15 protein-coding genes and 1 other RNA gene are annotated in these 17659 nt (G+C 74.7%); 8 read left to right on the top strand and 8 right to left on the bottom strand.

Features of this window, described 5'->3' with window-relative positions; translation table 11 throughout:
• The first annotated feature begins 121 nt into the window (after positions 1 to 121).
• Entirely contained in the window at positions 122 to 1054 is a 933-nt protein-coding gene (locus BM385_RS08950; RefSeq protein ID WP_093842720.1) for an oxidoreductase, read from the top strand.
• A gap of 149 nt (positions 1055 to 1203) precedes the next feature.
• On the opposite strand, the gene rnpB is transcribed toward BM385_RS08950, so the two are convergent.
• An RNA gene (gene rnpB, locus BM385_RS08945) (RNase P RNA component class A) lies at positions 1204 to 1612 on the bottom strand.
• A gap of 73 nt (positions 1613 to 1685) precedes the next feature.
• Here rnpB and yaaA point away from each other — a divergent pair.
• Positions 1686 to 2462 (top strand): peroxide stress protein YaaA, encoded by a 777-nt coding sequence (gene yaaA / locus BM385_RS08940; protein WP_019433056.1) that lies wholly within the window; start codon positions 1686 to 1688, stop codon positions 2460 to 2462.
• Positions 2463 to 2468: 6 nt separating this feature from the next.
• On the opposite strand, the gene BM385_RS08935 is transcribed toward yaaA, so the two are convergent.
• From BM385_RS08935 to BM385_RS08925, 3 genes are read right to left on the bottom strand one after another with little or no spacing between them, the layout of a single operon-like run.
• Positions 2469 to 3680 (bottom strand): bifunctional RNase H/acid phosphatase, encoded by a 1212-nt coding sequence (locus BM385_RS08935; protein WP_093842719.1) that lies wholly within the window; start codon positions 3678 to 3680, stop codon positions 2469 to 2471.
• Entirely contained in the window at positions 3677 to 4420 is a 744-nt protein-coding gene (locus BM385_RS08930) for a zinc ribbon domain-containing protein (protein WP_026047308.1), read from the bottom strand. The genes BM385_RS08935 and BM385_RS08930 overlap by 4 nt, the downstream gene beginning before the upstream one ends.
• A complete protein-coding gene (locus BM385_RS08925; protein ID WP_019433059.1) occupies positions 4417 to 5286 on the bottom strand; it encodes a Nif3-like dinuclear metal center hexameric protein in 870 nt (289 codons plus the stop codon). Before BM385_RS08925 ends, BM385_RS08930 begins: the two co-directional genes overlap by 4 nt.
• A gap of 181 nt (positions 5287 to 5467) precedes the next feature.
• On the opposite strand from BM385_RS08925, the gene BM385_RS08920 reads away from it, so the two are divergent.
• The 3 genes from BM385_RS08920 to BM385_RS08910 all read left to right on the top strand — a co-directional run bounded on the left by BM385_RS08920 (position 5468) and on the right by BM385_RS08910 (position 8485).
• A complete protein-coding gene (locus BM385_RS08920; RefSeq protein ID WP_093842718.1) occupies positions 5468 to 6658 on the top strand; it encodes a hypothetical protein in 1191 nt (396 codons plus the stop codon).
• A 193-nt stretch (positions 6659 to 6851) separates the two neighbouring features.
• On the top strand, positions 6852 to 7460 hold the full coding sequence (locus BM385_RS08915; protein WP_078575945.1) for a class I SAM-dependent methyltransferase: 609 nt from the start codon (positions 6852 to 6854) through the stop codon (positions 7458 to 7460).
• A gap of 185 nt (positions 7461 to 7645) precedes the next feature.
• Entirely contained in the window at positions 7646 to 8485 is an 840-nt protein-coding gene (locus BM385_RS08910) for a DUF5336 domain-containing protein (protein ID WP_019433062.1), read from the top strand.
• A gap of 205 nt (positions 8486 to 8690) precedes the next feature.
• On the opposite strand, the gene BM385_RS08905 is transcribed toward BM385_RS08910, so the two are convergent.
• From BM385_RS08905 to BM385_RS08895, 3 genes are all read right to left on the bottom strand, one after another.
• Complete coding sequence (locus BM385_RS08905; protein WP_093842945.1) at positions 8691 to 9728, bottom strand: prenyltransferase/squalene oxidase repeat-containing protein; 1038 nt, start codon at positions 9726 to 9728, stop codon at positions 8691 to 8693.
• Positions 9729 to 9787: 59 nt separating this feature from the next.
• On the bottom strand, positions 9788 to 10522 hold the full coding sequence (locus tag BM385_RS08900) for a class I SAM-dependent methyltransferase (RefSeq protein ID WP_019433064.1): 735 nt from the start codon (positions 10520 to 10522) through the stop codon (positions 9788 to 9790).
• A gap of 123 nt (positions 10523 to 10645) precedes the next feature.
• On the bottom strand, positions 10646 to 11950 hold the full coding sequence (locus BM385_RS08895) for a glycosyltransferase family 4 protein (protein WP_093842717.1): 1305 nt from the start codon (positions 11948 to 11950) through the stop codon (positions 10646 to 10648).
• Between the two features lie 204 nt (positions 11951 to 12154).
• On the opposite strand from BM385_RS08895, the gene BM385_RS08890 reads away from it, so the two are divergent.
• Together BM385_RS08890 and BM385_RS08885 are read left to right on the top strand one after the other, a co-directional pair.
• On the top strand, positions 12155 to 13591 hold the full coding sequence (locus tag BM385_RS08890; RefSeq protein ID WP_093842716.1) for an SCO2321 family membrane protein: 1437 nt from the start codon (positions 12155 to 12157) through the stop codon (positions 13589 to 13591).
• A 1-nt stretch (position 13592) separates the two neighbouring features.
• Positions 13593 to 14207 carry an SCO2322 family protein gene (locus tag BM385_RS08885; RefSeq protein WP_093842715.1) on the top strand — a complete coding sequence of 205 codons (615 nt, stop codon included), beginning with the start codon at positions 13593 to 13595 and terminating at the stop codon, positions 14205 to 14207.
• Between the two features lie 128 nt (positions 14208 to 14335).
• On the opposite strand, the gene BM385_RS08880 is transcribed toward BM385_RS08885, so the two are convergent.
• Positions 14336 to 15133, bottom strand: a complete 798-nt coding sequence (locus tag BM385_RS08880; protein WP_139275154.1) for a peptidoglycan-binding domain-containing protein — start codon at positions 15131 to 15133, stop codon at positions 14336 to 14338.
• Between the two features lie 324 nt (positions 15134 to 15457).
• On the opposite strand from BM385_RS08880, the gene BM385_RS08875 reads away from it, so the two are divergent.
• Entirely contained in the window at positions 15458 to 17494 is a 2037-nt protein-coding gene (locus BM385_RS08875; RefSeq protein WP_093842713.1) for an MDR family MFS transporter, read from the top strand.
• Positions 17495 to 17659 lie beyond the last annotated feature (165 nt).

Raw genomic sequence — 17659 nt, 5'->3', positions numbered from 1 at the left:
CATCAGACCGCCGGTCTTTTAGCTTGGCGGCGGAACACAAAAGACCGCCGGTCTGTAATTCCGGTGTGTCGGCAAGCCCCGCCGACCGGCCGGGCACGAACCCGACAGGAGCAGGGCAGCGATGAGCCACTGGACCCCCGACGCCATCCCCGAACAGACCGGCCGCACCGCGCTGATCACCGGCGGGAACAGCGGGATCGGCCTGGAAACCGCCCGCGTACTCACCCGCCACGGCGCCCGGGTCATCCTGGCCGGACGCAGCCGGGACAAGCTCGACCGGGCCGCCGGGGCCGTGCGCGCGGCCCAGCCCGGAGCACAGGTCGACACACTCGTCCTCGACCTCTCGGAGCTGTCCTCCGTCCGCGAGGCAGCCACCCGGATCGCCGAGACCGAAACGATCGACCTCCTCTTCAACAACGCCGGCGTGATGAACCTGCCCCGGCGCCGGACCACGCCCGACGGCTTCGAGATGACATTCGGCACGAACCACCTCGGCCACTTCGCCTTCAACGCCCACATCTGGCCCGCCGTACGCCGCGCGACCGCACCACGCGTGATCACCGTCAGCGCCACCGCCGCGCGCTGGCCGGTGGGCCGGCTCGACGACCTGATGAGCGAACAGCGTTACCGCCCCATGGGCGCCTACGCGAAGTCCAAGCGCGCCAACATCGTCTACACCCTCGAACTGGCCCGCCGCACCGCGCCCGGCCCCGTCGAAGCGCTCGTCGTCCACCCGGGATCGGCGATGACCGGCATCCAGCAGCACGGCACCGGCGCCCTGAGCCGCCTGATCACCCCGATCGCCGCCCGCCTGTTCATGGGCTCCGCGGACGGCGCCGCCTGGCCCTCGCTCTACGCGGCGACCAGCCCGCAGGCACACTCGGGCCAGTTCATCGGACCTGCCGGACGTGACCAGACCTCCGGCACCCCCGAGCCCGCCGGACTCCCCCGGGGCGCCGACGACCCGGCCGAGGGCGAGCGCCTGTGGACGGCGAGCGAAGAACTCACCGGCGTCCCCTTCGCCCCCGGGGCCGAGACCGAGACCGCCGGCTGAGGAGCACCGCCGAAACCGCGGCCAGGGCATGGCCGGACTCGTGCCCGCCGGGACGGTGAAGCGGAAAAGGAAGAAAAGGAAGAAGCAGCACGACGACGGGTGACAGCGGGTTCGCGCCGAGCCCCTGTGCCCGGCCGGGGCCGGGACGGCAGACGAGTCGCGGTGTACGCCGGGTTCTGTTCCCGCCCCGGGAGGGGTGGGTGGCGGTCATCCATCTAGGGCTGCCGTCGCCGGCAGCCTCAAGCGGTCTACCCGCGGACTCGGGCGGGCCGCCCTCGGTCGTCCGCGCGGGGCCATCGCCGATGGCCCCTTCTTGACCTTGCTCCGGGTGGGGTTTACCGAGCCGACCGGGTCACCCCGGCCGCTGGTGGTCTCTTACACCACCGTTTCACCCTTACCGGGTGCCGTTCGCACGGCCCCGGCGGTCTGTTTTCTGTGGCACTGTCCCGTGGGTCGCCCCAGGTAGGCGTTACCTACCACCCTGCCCTGTGGAGCCCGGACGTTCCTCGGCGGTACCCGGCCTGAACCGGACACCAACGCGACCGCCCGCGCGACTCGTCTGCCGCACGGTCCACCTTACCCGGCGTACCCTGCTGCTCTGCGTCCCACCGTTCACGAGAAGGAGAGCCCCGTGCTCGTACTGCTGCCACCGTCCGAGGGCAAGGCCGCCGGGGCCGGGGACGGTGCCCCGGTGCGGCTGGAGGCGCTGTCGCTGCCCGGGCTGACGGCGGCCCGCGAGACGGTGCTGGCGGAACTGACCGACCTGTGCGCCGGTGACCCCGACAAGGCCCGCGAGGTGCTGGGGCTCGGTGTCCGGCTGGCCGGCGAGGTCACCAGGAACGCCGCCCTGCGCACCGCGCCCGCCGCCCCGGCCGGCGCCGTGTACACCGGCGTGCTGTACGACGCGCTCGGCCTCGGCACGCTGGACCCGGCCGCCCGGCGCCGGGCGGAGGCGTCGCTGCTGATCTTCTCCGGGCTGTGGGGCGCGCTGCGCGTCACCGACCGGGTGCCCGCCTACCGCTGCTCCGCCGGCGTCCGGCTGCCCGCGCTCGGCGGCCTCGCCGCGTACTGGCGCCGCCCGCTCGCCGCCGTCCTGCCCGCCGAGGCGGCGGCGGACGGCGGCCCGCTGCTGGATCTGCGGTCGGCCGCCTACCGCGCCCTGTGGAAGCCCACCGGCGAACTCGCCGAGCGCACTGTGACGGTACGGGTGCTGCACGGCCCGTCCCGGACCGTCGTCAGCCACTTCAACAAGGCCACCAAGGGCCGCCTGGTGCGCGACCTGCTCACCGCCGGCGAGCTGCCCGCCACCCTTCCCGGGCTGACCGGCGCGCTGCGCGACCTCGGCTACACGGTGGAGCGGCCGGACGGAAACGACCGGCAGCTCGACATCGTGGTGGATCAGGTCTGACGCGGCTCACCGCCAGGCCGGGGCCCCCGAGTACGGGCCGGCCGCGCCGTCCGCCGCGGCGGCGCGCAGGTGGCCGGTGTCGTTGAACAGCCGCACCGAGGCGTTGCCGTCGTTGTAGTACGTCACCACGGACAGCGCGGCCGGGGACAGTTCCATCCGGAACATCGCCTCGGTCGGCGCCCCCAGGGCCAGCCGCAGCAGCGACTTGATCGGCGTGACGTGCGAGACGATCAGCACGGTCTTCCCCGCGTACCGGGCGATGATCTTGTCGCGGGCCAGCGCCGCCCGGCGTGCCACGGCGGTGAAGCTCTCGCCGCCGCCGGTGGGTTGGGCCTGCGCCGAGGACATCCACTGCGTCAGGTCCTGCGGGTACCGCTCGCGCACCTCGCCGAAGGTCAGTCCCTCCCACTGCGCGAAGTCCGTCTCGCGCAGCCCCGCCTCGATGCGGACGTCCAGGCCGAGCCGGTCGGCGACGGCCTGCGCCGTCTGCCGGCAGCGGCGCAGCGGGGAGGCGACGACGGCGTCGATCCGGCGGCCGTCCGGGGCCTTCTCCAGCGCGAGCGCCGCCGCCTCGGCCTGCCGTACCCCGGCGGGGGCCAGCTCCGGGTCGTCGTCGCCGGTGCTGCCGCTGCCGCTGAACCGCTTCTCGCGGGTCAGCGCCGTCTCGCCGTGCCGCAGCAGGACGAAGGTGGTGCCGCCGCTCTGCTCGCCCCAGCCGACCACCGGGGCGGTGGTGGGCTCGGGGCCGGTGCGCACGGAGGGTTCGGCGTCCAGCGCGCGGGACTGTTCGGGCTGCCAGGTGCGGCCCTCCGCCGCCGCGTCCATCGCCTCGTTCGCCAGCCGGTCGGCGTGCTTGTTGCGCTCGCGCGGCATCCACTCGTAGCGCACGGCGCCGGCCGGGAAGATGTCCCGCGCGGTCATGGCCAGCGGGCGCATGTCGGGGTGCTTGATCTTCCAGCGGCCCGACATCTGCTCCACGACCAGCTTGGAGTCCATCCGCACCAGCACGGTGGCGTCCGGGTCGAGGGCGTGGGCGGCGCGCAGTCCGGCGATGAGTCCCTGGTACTCGGCGACGTTGTTGGTGGCCTTCCCGATCGACTCGGCGGTCTCGGCGAGGACTTCGCCGCTGGCCGCGTCCCGTACCACCGCCCCGTAGCCGGCCGGCCCCGGGTTGCCCCGGGAGCCGCCGTCGGCCTCGACGACGAACCGGCGGCTCACAGGCCGGACTCGGGCGTACGGACCAGGATGCGGCGGCAGTTCTCGCACCGCACGACCTCGTCGGCGGCGGCGGCCCGCACCTCGTTCACCTCGGTGATGTTCAGTTCGAGCCGGCAGCCCTCGCAGCGGCGCTGGTAGAGGCGGGCCGCGCCGATGCCGCCCTGCTGCTCGCGCAGCTTGTCGTACAGCTTGAGCAGGTCGGCGGGTACGTCGGCCGCGATCTGCTCGCGCTGCTTGCGGATGCCGTCCTCCTCGGTGCCGATGTCGGCCAGCGAGGCGTCGCGGCGCCCGGTGAGTTCCGCTTCCTTCGTCTCCAGGGCGGTGACGGAGGCGGTGAGTTCGGCGGCGCGGGCCTCGGCGGCCTCCTGCCGTTCCATGACCTCCAGGACGACGGTCTCCAGGTCGTCCTGGCGGCGGGCGAGGGAGGCGATCTCGCTCTGGAGGTTGGAAAGGTCCTTGGGGTTGGTGACCAGGCCGGAGTCGAGCCGTTCCTGGTCGCGGGCGGCGCGCTTGCGCACCTGGTCCACGTCGGCCTCGGCCTTGGCCTGCTCGCGGGCGGTGTCGCTGCTCTCGGTGCGGGCGGCCACCAGCAGCGAGCGCACCTGGGTGAGTTCGCCCTCCAGGGCGCGGATCTCCGCGTGCTCGGGCAGGTTCTTGCGCTGGTGGGCGAGCTGCGTCAGCCGGACGTCCAGGGCCTGGACGTCCAGCAGCCGGATCTGATCGACGGGCGAGGCTTTCAGTTGGGGGCTCCCGGGGTGGTGTCGGTGGTGACGGACGGTGCCTGCACGGTCCAGGGGTCGGTGACGCGGCGCGAGACGTGCGTGCGCAGCTCCCAGCCGTGCCGCTGCGCGACCGCGTCGAGTTGGGCGGCGGCCTGCTCGCACCAGGGCCACTCGGTGGCCCAGTGGGCGGCGTCCACGAGGGTCAGCCCGGTGTGTTCGCGCGCCTCGGAGGCCGGGTGGTGCCGCAGGTCGGCGGTGAGGTACGCGTCGACGCCGGCCGCCCGGGCCGCGCCGAACAGGCTGTCGCCGCTGCCGCCGCACACCGCGACGGTACGGATCGGGCCCTGCGGCGCGGCCGGATCGGTGGCGAGCCGGATGCCCTGCGCGGTCGCGGGCAGCCGCTGGGCGGCGTGGCGGGCGAACTCCTCGGGGCCGAGCGGCCGGTCGAGGGCGCAGATCCGGCCGAGTCCGCGCCGCCCGGCCGGGTCGGTGGGGTCGGGGACGAGCGGGCCGGTGACCCGCAGCCCGAGGGCGGCGGCGAGCGCGTCGGAGACGCCGGGGTCGGCGCGGTCGGCGTTGGTGTGGGCGACGAACAGGGCCACGTCGTGCTTGATCAGCTCGTGCACCACCCGGCCCTTGAAGGTGTCGGCGGCCACCGTGGTGGTGCCGCGCAGATACAGCGGGTGGTGGGTGATCAGCAGCTGGGCGCCGGTTTCGATCGCCTCCTCGGCGATCTCCCGCACCGGGTCGACGGCGAACAGCACCCGGCTCACGGGCGCGTGCGGGTCGCCGCAGACCAGGCCCGTGGCGTCCCAGTCCTCGGCGAGTGCGGGCGGCCACAGGGCGTCGAGCGCGGCGATGACATCGGAGAGTACGGGCGGCACGCGCTCAGGCTACCCGGACCCGCGCCCGCCCGGATTCGGGTGTGCTCCGGCCTCTTGCACACCCGGGGCCGGGTTGATCTTGGATTCCCCACTGCGTCACCCTTATGCGTGAAGCGGAGCACGGCGGGTTGTTCGGTCGGCGCGCGAAATCTACCGTCCTGGCCTGGAGGTGAGCGATTTCATGTTGTCGATCGCGGCGGACGGTTCGTACGCCGCCCGGCTGGTACGGGCTCCCGGCACGGCCGGGGACGCCTGGTACGCGGAGCGCTGGACCCTGGACGGACCCGAACCGTACGCCGTACCCCTGCCCGCGGGCCAGCCGGAGGAACCGGACAGCCCGGTGCAGCCGCTCGCGGACGGCCGGGTGCTGATCGCCCGGTACGCGGACGGCCGGTACCACCTGGCGCTGCTCTACCCCTCGGGCCCGGAGACCGGCGAACTGCCCCTGGGCGCCCTGGAGTCACCGGTACCGCTGCGGCTGCTGCCGCCGGCCCCCGACGGGGCGCGGGTGTACGCGCTGGTGCCGGACGACGCGGCCGGCGAGACGGCGGTGTGGCTGGTGTGCGGCGGGGCGTTCGGCCCGGAGCTGGTGACCCGGGTGCCGGGCCACTGCGCGGGCGGCGCCTGGCTGGACGCGGGCGGGCGGCTGCTGGCGCTGGACCGCACCGATCCGGCCACCGGGCACACCCGGACGGTGACGGTGGACGTGGAGGCGGGCGGGCCGCCCAGTGAGCTGCTGCGGATCACCGAGCACAGCAACGACCGGCTGCTGATGGCCGATACGGACAGCGGTCTGCTGCTGGTGGTGTCGGACGCGCCGGGCGAGGACCGGCTGGGCTGGGGCGTGCTGGGCAGCCGGCTGCCGGTGCGGTTCCCGGAGGCGCTGCATCCGGACGGGGTGACGATAAAGCCGTTCGCGGTGCAGCCGGGGCAGATGCTGACGCCCGAGGCGTGCGCGGTGGCGCTGTGGCTGTCGGCGCCCGAGGTCGGCGCGGGATGGGTCGCGGTGTGGCGGGCGCAGCAGCGCGAGGTGCAGCCGATAGCGGCTCCGGAGGGCTGGCTGGCCGGGGTCGGGCGGTGGACGGCGGGCGGTGAGCTGCTGCTGCCGTACGCGACCGAGGAGTTGCCGTGGGGGCTGGCGCGGGTGGCCGTGCCGGTGCCCGAGCCGCAGCCGCTGCGGCCGGCGCCGGAGGCGGCGCTGCCGGTGGACGGTGCGGACGCGGGCGGCGCGGGCGGCGGCGAGGGCGGCCCGGCCGGGCCGGTGACCGGGCCGGGCGCCATGCCGCCGGCCGCCCCGTCCCCCGCGCCGTCGCCGCCCGCGGTGACCAAGCCCGTTCCCCTGCACCACTCCCCGCTGGCCCGCACCGACTGACCGGGGCGGCCTCGTCGTCCGCCCCCGTACCCCGTCCGCTCCCCCGGACCCCGACCCCGGGGCACGGCTGTCGGCGCGATAGGGCAGCATGGTGCCCACGGAAGCTCGCGGGGGCGGGCGACGGGGACCGTAGGGGGATGATGTGGCCGACGCCACGGACATCTTTGACCACTTCGGGCGGGCCAGGGGCTTCATGCCGCCGGACGAGGGCCGCGCGCTGCACGGCGCCGCCCTGGAGGCCGCCCGGGAGACCGGGCTGCCGCTGCTGGAGATCGGCAGCTACTGCGGCCGTTCCACGCTGCTGCTGGCCGACGCCGCCCGCGCGGCCGGCACGGTCGCGGTGACCGTCGACCACCACCGGGGCAGCGAGGAGCAGCAACCGGGCGAGGAGTACCACGACCCGGCGACCGCCGACCCGGCCGCGCCGGGCCGGATGGACACCCTGCCGCTGTTCCGCCGCACCCTGGCCGAGGCCGGGGTGGAGGAGTACGTCGTCGCGGTCGTGGGCGGCTCCGGCCGCGCGGCCCGGGCGCTGGGCGGGGGCGGCGGCGGGCGGTTCGGCCTGGTGTTCATCGACGGCGGGCACTCCGAGGCCCAGGCGGCGGAGGACTACGAGAGCTGGGTGCCGCAGCTGGCGGTGGGCGGACTGCTGGTCATCCACGACGTGTTCCCCGATCCGGCGGACGGCGGCCGGGCACCGTTCCGGATCTGGCGGCGGGCGGTGGACTCGGGGGCCTTCGCGGAGGTCTCGGAACACCGGTCGCTGCGGGTGCTGCGGCGGACCCTTTCCGACCGCGTCTGACCAGGGAGAAGGATGTTCCGGACGGACGCTGTGGGGAAAGTCACGACAACATCACAAGCGTGCCGTCTGGGAAACAGATCAGCTCACCCCTCGGACCGGCGGCAGGGTTCATCCGTACGATGGGCCCGCTCAGTGTCTGACCAGACCATGACGACGAGACCGACAAGACCGACGAAGGATCTGACGTGAACAACCGCTCGCTCACCCGAGGCGATGCAGTAATTTTCGGAGCAGCGGTCCTGCTCTTCATCGCCTCGTTCCTCGATTACTGGACGCCCAAGGGAGGCGCCGGCAGCGGCCGGAGCGGCTGGTCGAACTTCTGGTTCCCCGTGCTGCCCTCCGTCTTCCTGGCCGGCTTCGTCGCGGCCGGCCTGATCGCGGCGGCCCGCTTCGCCCCGCAGTTCAAGGACAAGGAGGTCGCCGGCCTCCGTCTCGACCAGTGGGGCACCGCGCTCGCCGTCTTCGCCGGCTGGTCCGCGCTCTGGGTGATCTTCGCCAACCCGGTGGGCTACAAGGAACTGCTCGACATGGGTCCGGGCGCGATCATCTCCCTGATCGCCGGTCTGGCCATGGCCGCCGGTGCGATCCTGGGCCAGCTGGTGCCCGCGTTCAAGGCCCCGCTCATGCCGGCCGGCGGCCCGGCGGCCCCGCAGCCGGCCTACGGCCACCCGCAGCCCTACGGCGCGCAGCCCGGCCAGCCCGGCCAGCCGCAGCCCGGTTACGGCTACCCCGGCCCGGGCTCCCAGCAGCAGCCCGTCTACGGTGCCCCGCAGCCCGGTGTGAGCGGCGTGGAGCAGCCGGCCGCCCCGCAGCCCACCCCGGACCCGAACTTCCAGCCGTTCTGGTTCGCGGTGCCCGCCGCCCGCCCGCTGTACGACGAGAACGGTGCGCCGACCCCGGTCGCCGAACTGGCCCCCGGCACCTGGTACCTGGCGGTCGAGCAGCGCGGTCAGGCGCTGGTCGCCCAGACCCAGGACGGCCGCCGCGGCGTGCTCCAGGACACCTCCGGGATCCAGCGCGGCTGAGTCGGCCCCGGGTGAACCGGTCTGGCAGACGTGACAGCTGAGGGCGGCGGGCCGTACGGCCCGCCGCCCTCCGTCGTTCCCGCACCCGGACACCCGGACACCCGGCCCGCTGTTCCCCGCCGTCCCCCGGCGCGCGGACTCGTTTCCGCGCCCGCGCGCCCGCCGTCCCGCCCCGCGCCTGTCCCCCGCGCGCCCGCGCCGCCGTTCAGGCCCGCTCGCAGCACTCCCCGCTCTCCAGCCCCCGGGGCAGCCCAGCCCCGCCGAAGACCGCCTCCGTCGCCGGCTCGCCGGTCAGCGCGGCCACCGCCAGCAGCACCGACCCGGCCGTCCAGGCGGTCCGCTCCCGCGGCCAGATCGTCCGGTCCGCGTACACGTACCCCGTCCAGTACAGCCCGTCCGGCGCCCGCAGATGGCCGATCCAGCGCAGCACCCGGGCCGCCCGCTCGCTGTCGCCCGCCGCCCACAGGGCGAGCGCCAGTTCCGCGCTCTCGCCGCCCGTCACCCACGGGTTGGTGGACACGCACCGCACCCCGAGTCCGTCCACCACGAACTCCGCCCAGCGCGCGTCCAGATGCGCCAGCGCCCGCGGCCCGCGCAGCGCCCCGGCGAGCACCGGGTAGTACCAGTCCATCGAGTAGGCGGACTTGTCGAGGAAGTGCGCCGGGTGGTGGCGCAGCGCGTGCCCGAGCCGTCCGGTGGCCAGTTCCCAGTCCGGCTGCGGGTCCTCGCGCCGTTCGGCCAGGGCCAGCGCGCAGCGCAGCGCCTGGTGGATGGAGGAGCAGCCGGTGAGCAGCGCCCCCGCGGCGGGGGTGCCGTCCGCGTCCCGCCGCCAGCCGATCGCGCCGCCCGGGTGCTGGAGGGCCAGGACGAACTCGACCGCCGCGTACACCACCGGCCACATCCGGTCCCGGAACTCCTCGTCCCCGGTGGCGAGATAGTGGTGCAGGACGCCGACCGCCACATAGGCGCAGAAGTTGGTCTCCTTGCCCCGGTCGGTGGGCCGGGCGGCGTCGCCGTCCGCGTAACCGGCGTACCAGGAGCCGTCCGGCAGCTGGTGGCGGGCCAGCCAGTCGTACGCGGCGGCGGCCCGTCCGTGCTCGCCCGCCGCGTCCAGGGCCATGGCGGCCTCGATGTGGTCCCAGGGGTCCAGGTGGTGCCCCCGGAACCACGGTATGGCGCCGTCGGCGCGCTGGAGACCGGCGATGGCGGCGGCGGTGCGGGCGGCCTGCCCGGCGGTGAGCACCCCGGGCAGCGCGAGCCGTCCGGTGCCCGGTTCGCGTTCGGTGTCCGGCTCCCGGCCCGTCACGCGCGCACCTGCGCAGGGCGGCGGGGCTTGGTCGCGTACACCACGAAGCTCTTGCCGATCAGCGGGTTCAGCACGTCCTCGGCGATCCGGGTCGCCATCGGCTTCTTCATGATGTCCCAGACCAGCAGCTTGTGGTACGCGCGCACCGGCAGCGCCTTGTCGTTGTCGACGCCGAAGGCGCACTTGAGCCACCAGTACGGCGAGTGCAGCGCGTGCGCCCAGTGGCTGCCGTACGGGCGCAGGCCGGCCTCGCGGATGCGGGCGAGCAGCTGGCGCGGCCGGTAGATGCGGATGTGGCCGCCCTCGACCTGGTGGTAGGCGTCGCTGAGTGCCCAGCAGACCCGCTCGGGGCCGTACCGGGGGACGGTGACGGCGATCCGTCCGCCGGGCTTGAGGACCCGGACGAGTTCGGCGAGGACGCCCTTGTCGTCGGGGATGTGCTCCATGACCTCGGAGATGATGACGGCGTCGAACGTCTCGTCGGGGAACGGCAGCGCGAACGCGTCGCCCTCGACGGCCACGGCGGCGGCGCCGGCCGGGGCCTCGCCCGCCTCGCGCATCGCGGCCAGCCAGCCGGCGACCGTACGGACCTCCTCGCCGTCGCGGTCGAGCGCGACGACGTGGGCGCCGCGCCGGTAACACTCGAAGGCGTGCCGTCCCGCGCCGCAGCCCAGATCCAGGACCCGGTCCCCGGGGGCGAGCGGAAAGCGGGTGAAGTCCACGGTCAGCACCGGGTGGCTCCTTCTGTTGTTGTTCCGTACGGTGGTGCGGTTGTGCTGCGGTTGTGTGTCCCGGGGTGGCCGGCGGTCGCGGGGCGCCCGGTCCGTACCGGCCCGGCGGCGGGTGAACCCGGCTCAGGAACGGGCGTCGAGCGCGGCGCGGTAGCGCTCGACCGTGCCGATGGCGGCCTGCCGCCAGGTGAAGCGGGCCAGCACCCGTTCCCTGCCGGCCGCGCCGATGCGGGCGCGCAGCGCGTCGTCGGCCAGCAGCCGGCCGAGCGCGGCGGCCAGCGCCCCGGCGTCGCCCGGCGGTACCGCCAGGCAGGTCTCGCCGTCCGGGCCCGCCACCTCCGGGATGGCGCCGCCGGTGGTGGCCACCAGCGGGGTACCGGTGGCCATGGCCTCGGCGGCGGGCAGCGAGAACCCCTCGTACAGCGAGGGCACGGCGGCGATCTCGGCGCCGCGCAGCAGGTCGCCGAGTTCGGTGTCGCTGATGCCCTTGACGAACTCCACGGCGCCGGAGCCCTCCCCGAGGCCGAAGCGGTCCAGGGCGTCCGCGACCGGGCTGCCGGGCTGCGGGCGGGAGCCGACCACGACGAGGTGGGCGGCGGGGTGTTCGGTGCGGACCTTGGCCAGCGCCTCGACGAGGTGGATCAGGCCCTTGAGCGGGACGTCCGCGCTGGAGGTGGTGACGATCCGGCCGGGGACGACCGGGACGGCCGGGTCGGGGTGGAAGACGCGGGTGTCGGCGCCGATGGGCACGACCCGCACCCGGTCCGGGCGTACCCCGAGGTCGTCGATGATCTGCTGCCGGGAGGACCCGGAGACGGTGAGGATGGACGGCAGCCGGCGGGCGACCCGTTTCTGCATGCGCGTGAACGCGTACCAGCGGCGCAGCGACAGCCGCCGGGCCCGGGTGGGGGCGGCGGCGAGTTCCAGGCGGCGGTCCACGGTGATGGGGTGGTGGACGGTGGTGACCAGCGGCAGCCCGGTGCGCTCCGGCAGGCCGAGCAGCCCGTAGCCGAGCGTCTGGTTGTCGTGCACGACGTCGAACTCGGCGCGGCGGGCGGCGAGTACCCGGCGGGCGCGCAGCGAGAAGGTGAGCGGTTCGGGGAAGCCGCCGGTGCGCATGGTGGCGTATTCGAGGCGGTCGACCCAGTCGCGGTACTCGTCGCGGCGCGGGGTGCGGAACGGGTCGGGTTCCCGGTACAGGTCGAGGCTGGGCAGCGGGGTGAAGGTGACGCCGTCGCCGAGCGCGTCGAGTACGGGGTAGGGCTGGGCGCCCATGACCTCCACCCGGTGGCCGAGGGCGGCGAGTTCGCGGGAGAGGTGCCGTACGTACACGCCCTGGCCGCCGCAGAACGGGTTGCCCTTGTAGGTGAGCAGCGCGATGTTCAGTGGGCGGTCGGTGCCGGCGACGCCGGCCTCAGCGGTGGTCACGCCCGGCCCCCTCGGTCAAGCGGCTACCCATGGGTAAGTCAGCAGGTTCCGAAAGAAGATAGCTTGCCCCGCCCGGGCGGGCGGGTGCCGGGGAAGGTGATGAACGCCACGTGGGGGCCGGTGAGTGGGGCGTGGACGGGCGGGAAAGCGGCGGAAACCGGGCGGATAGAGTGGGCCGACCGTACGCAGAAAGGCATCCCGCACATGCATCTGACGCGCCCACGCCGTGGCGCCCTGGCTCTGGCCGGCGCCGCCGCGATCGTCTTCGCCACGCCGGTGGGTGCCGTGGCGGCGCCCGGTTCGCCGGACGACGCCCTGCCGGAGGCGCTGTTCGGCGCGGCCGACCCGAGTTACGACGGGGTGTGGCGGCAGTCGATCGCGCTGCTCGCGCAGAACGCGGCGGGCTACACGCCGGCGCCCGAGGCCGTCGAGTGGCTGGCGGGGCAGCAGTGCGCGGACGGCTCGTTCCAGGCGTACCGCGCCGAGCCGGAGGAGACGGCGTGCGCGGATGTGACGCTGTCCGACTCGAACGCGACGGCGGTCGCCGTGCAGGCGCTGGCCGCGCTCGGCGGGCACGACGAGGTGGTCGGCGACGCGGTGGGCTGGCTGGCCGGGGTGCAGAACGCGGACGGCGGCTGGAGCTACAACCCGGGCGGGGCGAGCGACGCCAGTTCCACGGCGGTGGTGATCGGCGCGCTGGTGGCGGCGGGTACGGACCCGGCGGAGGTCACCCGGGACGGGTCGGGCCCCTATGACGCGCTGACCGGGCTCCAGTTGGGCTGCACGGCGCCGGCGGCCGAGCGCGGCGGGTTCGCGTGGCAGCCGGACCCGGAGTCGGGCGAGCTGTTCGTCAACGACGCGGCGACGGTGGACGTGGTGCTGGCGCTCCAGGGCGCGGGCCTGCTGGTGACCCCGGACGCCGCCGGGGCGGACGGGACCGACGGCGCGAACGCGGACGACGACGCGGAGCAGGGCCAGGACGAGGAGCGCGAGGAGGATGCGCAGACGCTGCCGGGCGCGCTGGAGTGCGACGGCGACCAGCCGGTCGGGGTCGTCACCCCGCAGAGCACGGGTGCGGCCGGCGCGGCCTACCTCACGGCCCGGCTGGAGGCGGGCGAGCAGCACCTGGTCACCGGGTTCGCCGGCGCGGAGGAGCAGCCGGACTTCGGCTCGACCGCCCGTACGGTGATCGCGCTGGCGGCGGCCGGTGAGCAGGAGACGGCCGAGGCGGTACTGGGCTGGCTGCGCGACCACCACGGCGACTGGCCGGACTACGCGGCCAACCCGGCGGCGGTGGGCACCCTGGTGCTGGCCGCGCACGCGGTCGGCGCGGCGCCGGAGGGCTTCGGCGGCACGGATCTGATCAGCGAACTGTCGCTGCTCGGCCCGGCCCCGGAGGGCGTGGGGCCGGCCACCGAGTCGGCTTCGTCCTCGGAGGAGAGCGGGTCGGGGTCGCTGGTGTGGGTGATCCTCATCGGGCTGGTCGTCGGGATCGGCATCGGCGTGGTCCTGAGCGTGCGCCGCAAGGCGCAGCCTCGGGACGGCGCGGCGGGCTCCGGCACGGGCTCCGAGACCGGCACGGGCACGGACACCGGCACTGACTCCGGCACCGGCACCGGCTCCGGCAAGGCGGACGAGTAAGGTGCGCCGGGCGCTGGCGCTGCTCGGGGCGGTCCTGCTGCTGTGCGTCCCCGCGACACAGGCGTGGGCGGCAAGCTACACGTACTGGTCGTTCTGGCAGCTGAACGCGGAGTCCGGCGCCTGGGGGTACGCGACGCAGGGCCCGGGGACGGCGCGGGTGTCCGGCGGCGACGTGGTGGGCTTCCACTTCACGACGAGCGAGAGCGCGACGGCCCCACCGCAGGCGCCGCGCGGCACGACGGAGCACGCCGGGATCTGCCCGGACGCGCCGGACGGGGTGGCGGTCGTCATCGACTTCGGCACGGCGGACGGCGCCCCGGCCGCCCGGACGGCCTGCGCCGCCGGGGCGGCGGGCTCCACGGCCGCCGCCGCGCTCGCGGAGGTGGCCGAGCCGCTGCGCTACGGCTCGGACGGGCTGCTGTGCGGCATCAGTGACTACCCGGCCACCGGCTGCGGCGAGCCGGTGGCCGCCGCCGAGGAGGAGGACGAGGCGGCCGACGACGGCGCCTCGTTCCTGCCGACGATCGCGACGCTGTCGGCGGTGGCGCTGCTGGCGGTGGCCGCGCTGTGGCACAACCGGCGACGCCGCCGGGACGACGCGTCCGGCGCCGCCTGACCGGAACGGCGGAACCGTCCGGGCCCGGCACCCCGGCGGGCCCCTGCCGACCGGCGGTGCGCCACTGACGACGGACACCCCCGGTCCGGCCGTGCCCGGCCCGGCCGGAACCCCACCCCACCCCGCCCCTACAGCCGCGTGTACTGCTCCAGCGCCAGCCGCGTGTTCACCCCGTACACACCCCACTCATCACCCTGCACCCCGTACGCCACCTGGAAGCGGGCCACCGCGTCCCGGGTGCGTTCGTCGAACGTGCCGTGGGCCGTGCCGTCGTAGACCCAGCCCAGTTGGAGCAGCCGCTGCTGGAGTTCGGTGACCCCCGGGCCGCTGTCGCCCTCGCGCAGGATGCCGCCGGGCGGGTCGGGGGACGGCAGGGGCTCGGTGGGGGTGGTCTCGCCGGGGTCCTCCGGGTCCTCCTCGGCCGGGGGCGGGGACGGTTCGGCGGGCGGCGGGGTGCTCGGTTCGGCCGGGGGCGGCGGTGGGGGCTGGGTCACGGGTACGGCGTCGTCGTCCGGTTCCGGCTCCGGGGGGCTCTCCGCGCCGCCGGACGCCTCCGTGCCGGTGTCCTCGTCCCGGGCCGCGGGCGAGGGGTCGGGGCGGGGCCCGTACTCGGGCCGGTCGCCGCCGTCCGGCAGGACGCTGCCGCCGTCCGGGAGCGGGTCGCCGTCCGGGAGGGAGATGGTCGGGCTGTCCAGGCTCTTGTCCAGGACCTCGTTGGTGCGGCCCTGACCGCCCATCAGGGAGGCGGCGAGTGCCGTGCAGCCCACCACGGCCGCCGCCATGGCGCCGCCGGCCGCCGCGGCCACCCGGGTGCGCTGTTTGGGTTTGCGGTGCTGGCCGGTACGGGTCTCGGGGGTCGCCTGGAGGGGCACCCGGAGCAGTTGCCGGTGGGTCCGGGGCGGCGAGTCGGCCGAAAACAGCGCCACGTCGGCCGGATCGGGACCGGTGGCGGAGGGCGGTACGGGACGTGACAGCGAGTGCGTGAGACAGGTACAGGCGGGCTCCCCGCTGGGCTCCGCCGGGCGTCCGCATATCAGGCAGTCGGCGTCCTGGGACATCGCGCCACCCTTCCCCGGTCGATTGGCAGCGATTATGCACCACCCGAACGAGTGATGCCCGGCTCTCGCTCAACAAGCCAGCACCCGCATTACCGGACAAGATGGTGCAGAACGAATCGAACATCGTAGCTGTCCGTGACCCACAGGCATATGTCCGTGCCCAAAACCGGACCCCAGGAGGCGACGCCCCGTATGACGGCGCAGCCCGCGACCCCGCCCCAGCCGCCGCCCTCGCCCGCACCGGGCGCGCACTCGCGCGCGGCCCTGTGGCTCTCGCTCGGCACCCTGATGCTCGGCCTGTTCCTGGCCGCCCTCGACCAGACGATCGTCGCCACCGCGCTGCCCACCATCGTCAGCGACCTCGGCGGGCTCAACCACCTCTCCTGGGTGGTGACCGCCTACCTCCTGGCCTCCACCGCCGGCACCCCGCTGTGGGGCAAGCTCGGCGACCAGTGGGGCCGCAAGAAGCTCTTCCAGCTGGCCATCGTCATCTTCCTCATCGGCTCGGCGCTGTGCGGCCTCGCCCAGAACATGGGTGAACTCATCGCCTTCCGCTTCCTCCAGGGCCTGGGCGGCGGCGGGCTGATCGCCTTGTCGATGGCGATCGTCGGCGATCTCGTCCCGCCCCGGGACCGGGGCCGCTACCAGGGTCTGTTCGGCGCGGTCTTCGGGGCCACCAGCGTGCTGGGGCCGCTGCTGGGCGGGCTGTTCGTGGACCATCTCTCCTGGCGCTGGGTCTTCTACATCAACGTGCCCATCGGCGCGGTCGCCCTCGGCGTGATCGCCGCCGTGCTGCACATCCCGGCCCGGCGCCGGCGGCACACCATCGACTACGCGGGCACCGCCCTGATCGCCGCCGTCGCCACCTGCCTGGTGCTGATCGCCTCGCTCGGCGGCTCCACCTGGGCCTGGCTGTCCTGGGAGATCGCGGCGGTCGCGGTGCTCGGCGTCGGGTGCCTGATCCTGTTCGTGCGCGTCGAACGGCGCGCCGCCGAGCCCGTACTGCCGCTGTCCCTCTTCTCCCTGCGCACCTTCTCGCTGTGCTGCGGGATCGCGTTCATCGTCGGCTTCGCGATGTTCGGGGCGATCACCTATCTGCCCACCTTCCTCCAGGTGGTGCACGGCATCTCGCCGACCCTCTCCGGGGTGCATCTGCTGCCGATGGTGCTGGGGCTGCTGTTCACCTCCACCCTGTCCGGGCAGCTGATCAGCCACACCGGCCACTGGAAGATCTACCCGGTGATCGGCACGGCGGTCACCGCGCTCGGGCTGGTGCTGCTGCACAGCCTCAGCCCGGTCAGCGGCACCTGGCAGATGAGCCTGTACTTCCTGGTGTTCGGGATGGGCATCGGCGGCGTGCTCCAGGTGATCGTGCTGGCGGTGCAGAACGCCGTGGGGTACGAGAACCTCGGCGTGGGCACCTCCGGCGTGACCTTCTTCCGCTCGATCGGCGCCGCGTTCGGCGTGGCCGTCTTCGGAACCATCTTCACCCGGCTGCTCGCCGACAAGCTCGCCGCCGATCTGCGCGGCGTCCCGCTGCCGCCCGGCGTCAGCGAGGACTCCCTGCTGCACGATCCGCGCGGCATCGCGCTGCTCCCGGGCCCGCTGCGCGAGAACGTCCTGCACTCGTACTCCTCCGCCATCACCAGCGTCTTCCTGTACGGGGTGCCGGTGATCGCGATCGGCTTCGTGCTCGCCCTGCTGCTGCGCGAGGAGCCGCTGCGGCGCAGCGTGCAGGCGCCGGACGCGGCGCAGACGGTGCCGCCCACGCCGGTGGCGCGCTCCTCGCGCGACGAGTGCGCCCGCGCGCTGTCCCGGCTGGGCAGTTACGCGGGCAAGCGGGAGGTGTACGAGCACGTGGCCCGGCGGGCCGATGTCGGTCTTGAGCCGGCGGCCTGCTGGCTGCTGCTGCGCATCCACCGCGACGGCGCGGCGCGGCCGGCGCTGCTGGCCGACCGGCACGGGGTCCCGGTGGAGGTGATCTCCCGGGCGGCGCGCACCCTGGAGGAGCGCGGCCAGGCGGAACGGGAGGGGCTGACACTGTACGCCACCGCGCGCGGGCAGGCCACCACGCGGTTGCTGGTGCGGGCGCAGGAGGAGGAACTGGCGTCGCTGCTGGGCGACTGGTGGGCGCCGGGCCGGCCGCACGACCTGGACGAGCTGGTGCGGGAGCTGTCCGCCGACCTGGGGGCGGCGAACGGCGACTGGCCGGGAGATGAACACCGGTGACGGGCGTCCGGACGGGGCTGGCGGGGACCGCCCCCCGTTTTGTATCGTAGGAGAACAAAGTGGTTCCGCCCGCTCCCCGACCTTGCGGGCGGGGCCACTGGTTTTGTGCTGCCCACTTCGCGCTGCCCGCTTTCCGGCGCCCCGCCCTGCCCCCTGGAGCCACCG

It is taken from the genome of Streptomyces harbinensis, assembly GCF_900116145.1.
Lineage (GTDB): Bacteria > Actinomycetota > Actinomycetes > Streptomycetales > Streptomycetaceae > Streptomyces > Streptomyces carpaticus.
The sequence above is the reverse complement of the archived record's forward strand: the minus strand, read 5'-3'. Positions and strand labels throughout refer to the sequence as shown.

Excerpts from the sequence above, each read along its gene's own strand:
- BM385_RS08875 (WP_093842713.1), top strand. The coding sequence starts at position 15,458 with ATGACGGCGCAGCCCGCGACCCCGCCCCAGCCGCCGCCCTCGCCCGCA.
- BM385_RS08950 (WP_093842720.1), top strand. The coding sequence starts at position 122 with ATGAGCCACTGGACCCCCGACGCCATCCCCGAACAGACCGGCCGCACC.
- BM385_RS08890 (WP_093842716.1), top strand. The coding sequence starts at position 12,155 with ATGCATCTGACGCGCCCACGCCGTGGCGCCCTGGCTCTGGCCGGCGCC.
- BM385_RS08920 (WP_093842718.1), top strand. The coding sequence starts at position 5,468 with ATGTTGTCGATCGCGGCGGACGGTTCGTACGCCGCCCGGCTGGTACGG.
- BM385_RS08915 (WP_078575945.1), top strand. The coding sequence starts at position 6,852 with ATGCCGCCGGACGAGGGCCGCGCGCTGCACGGCGCCGCCCTGGAGGCC.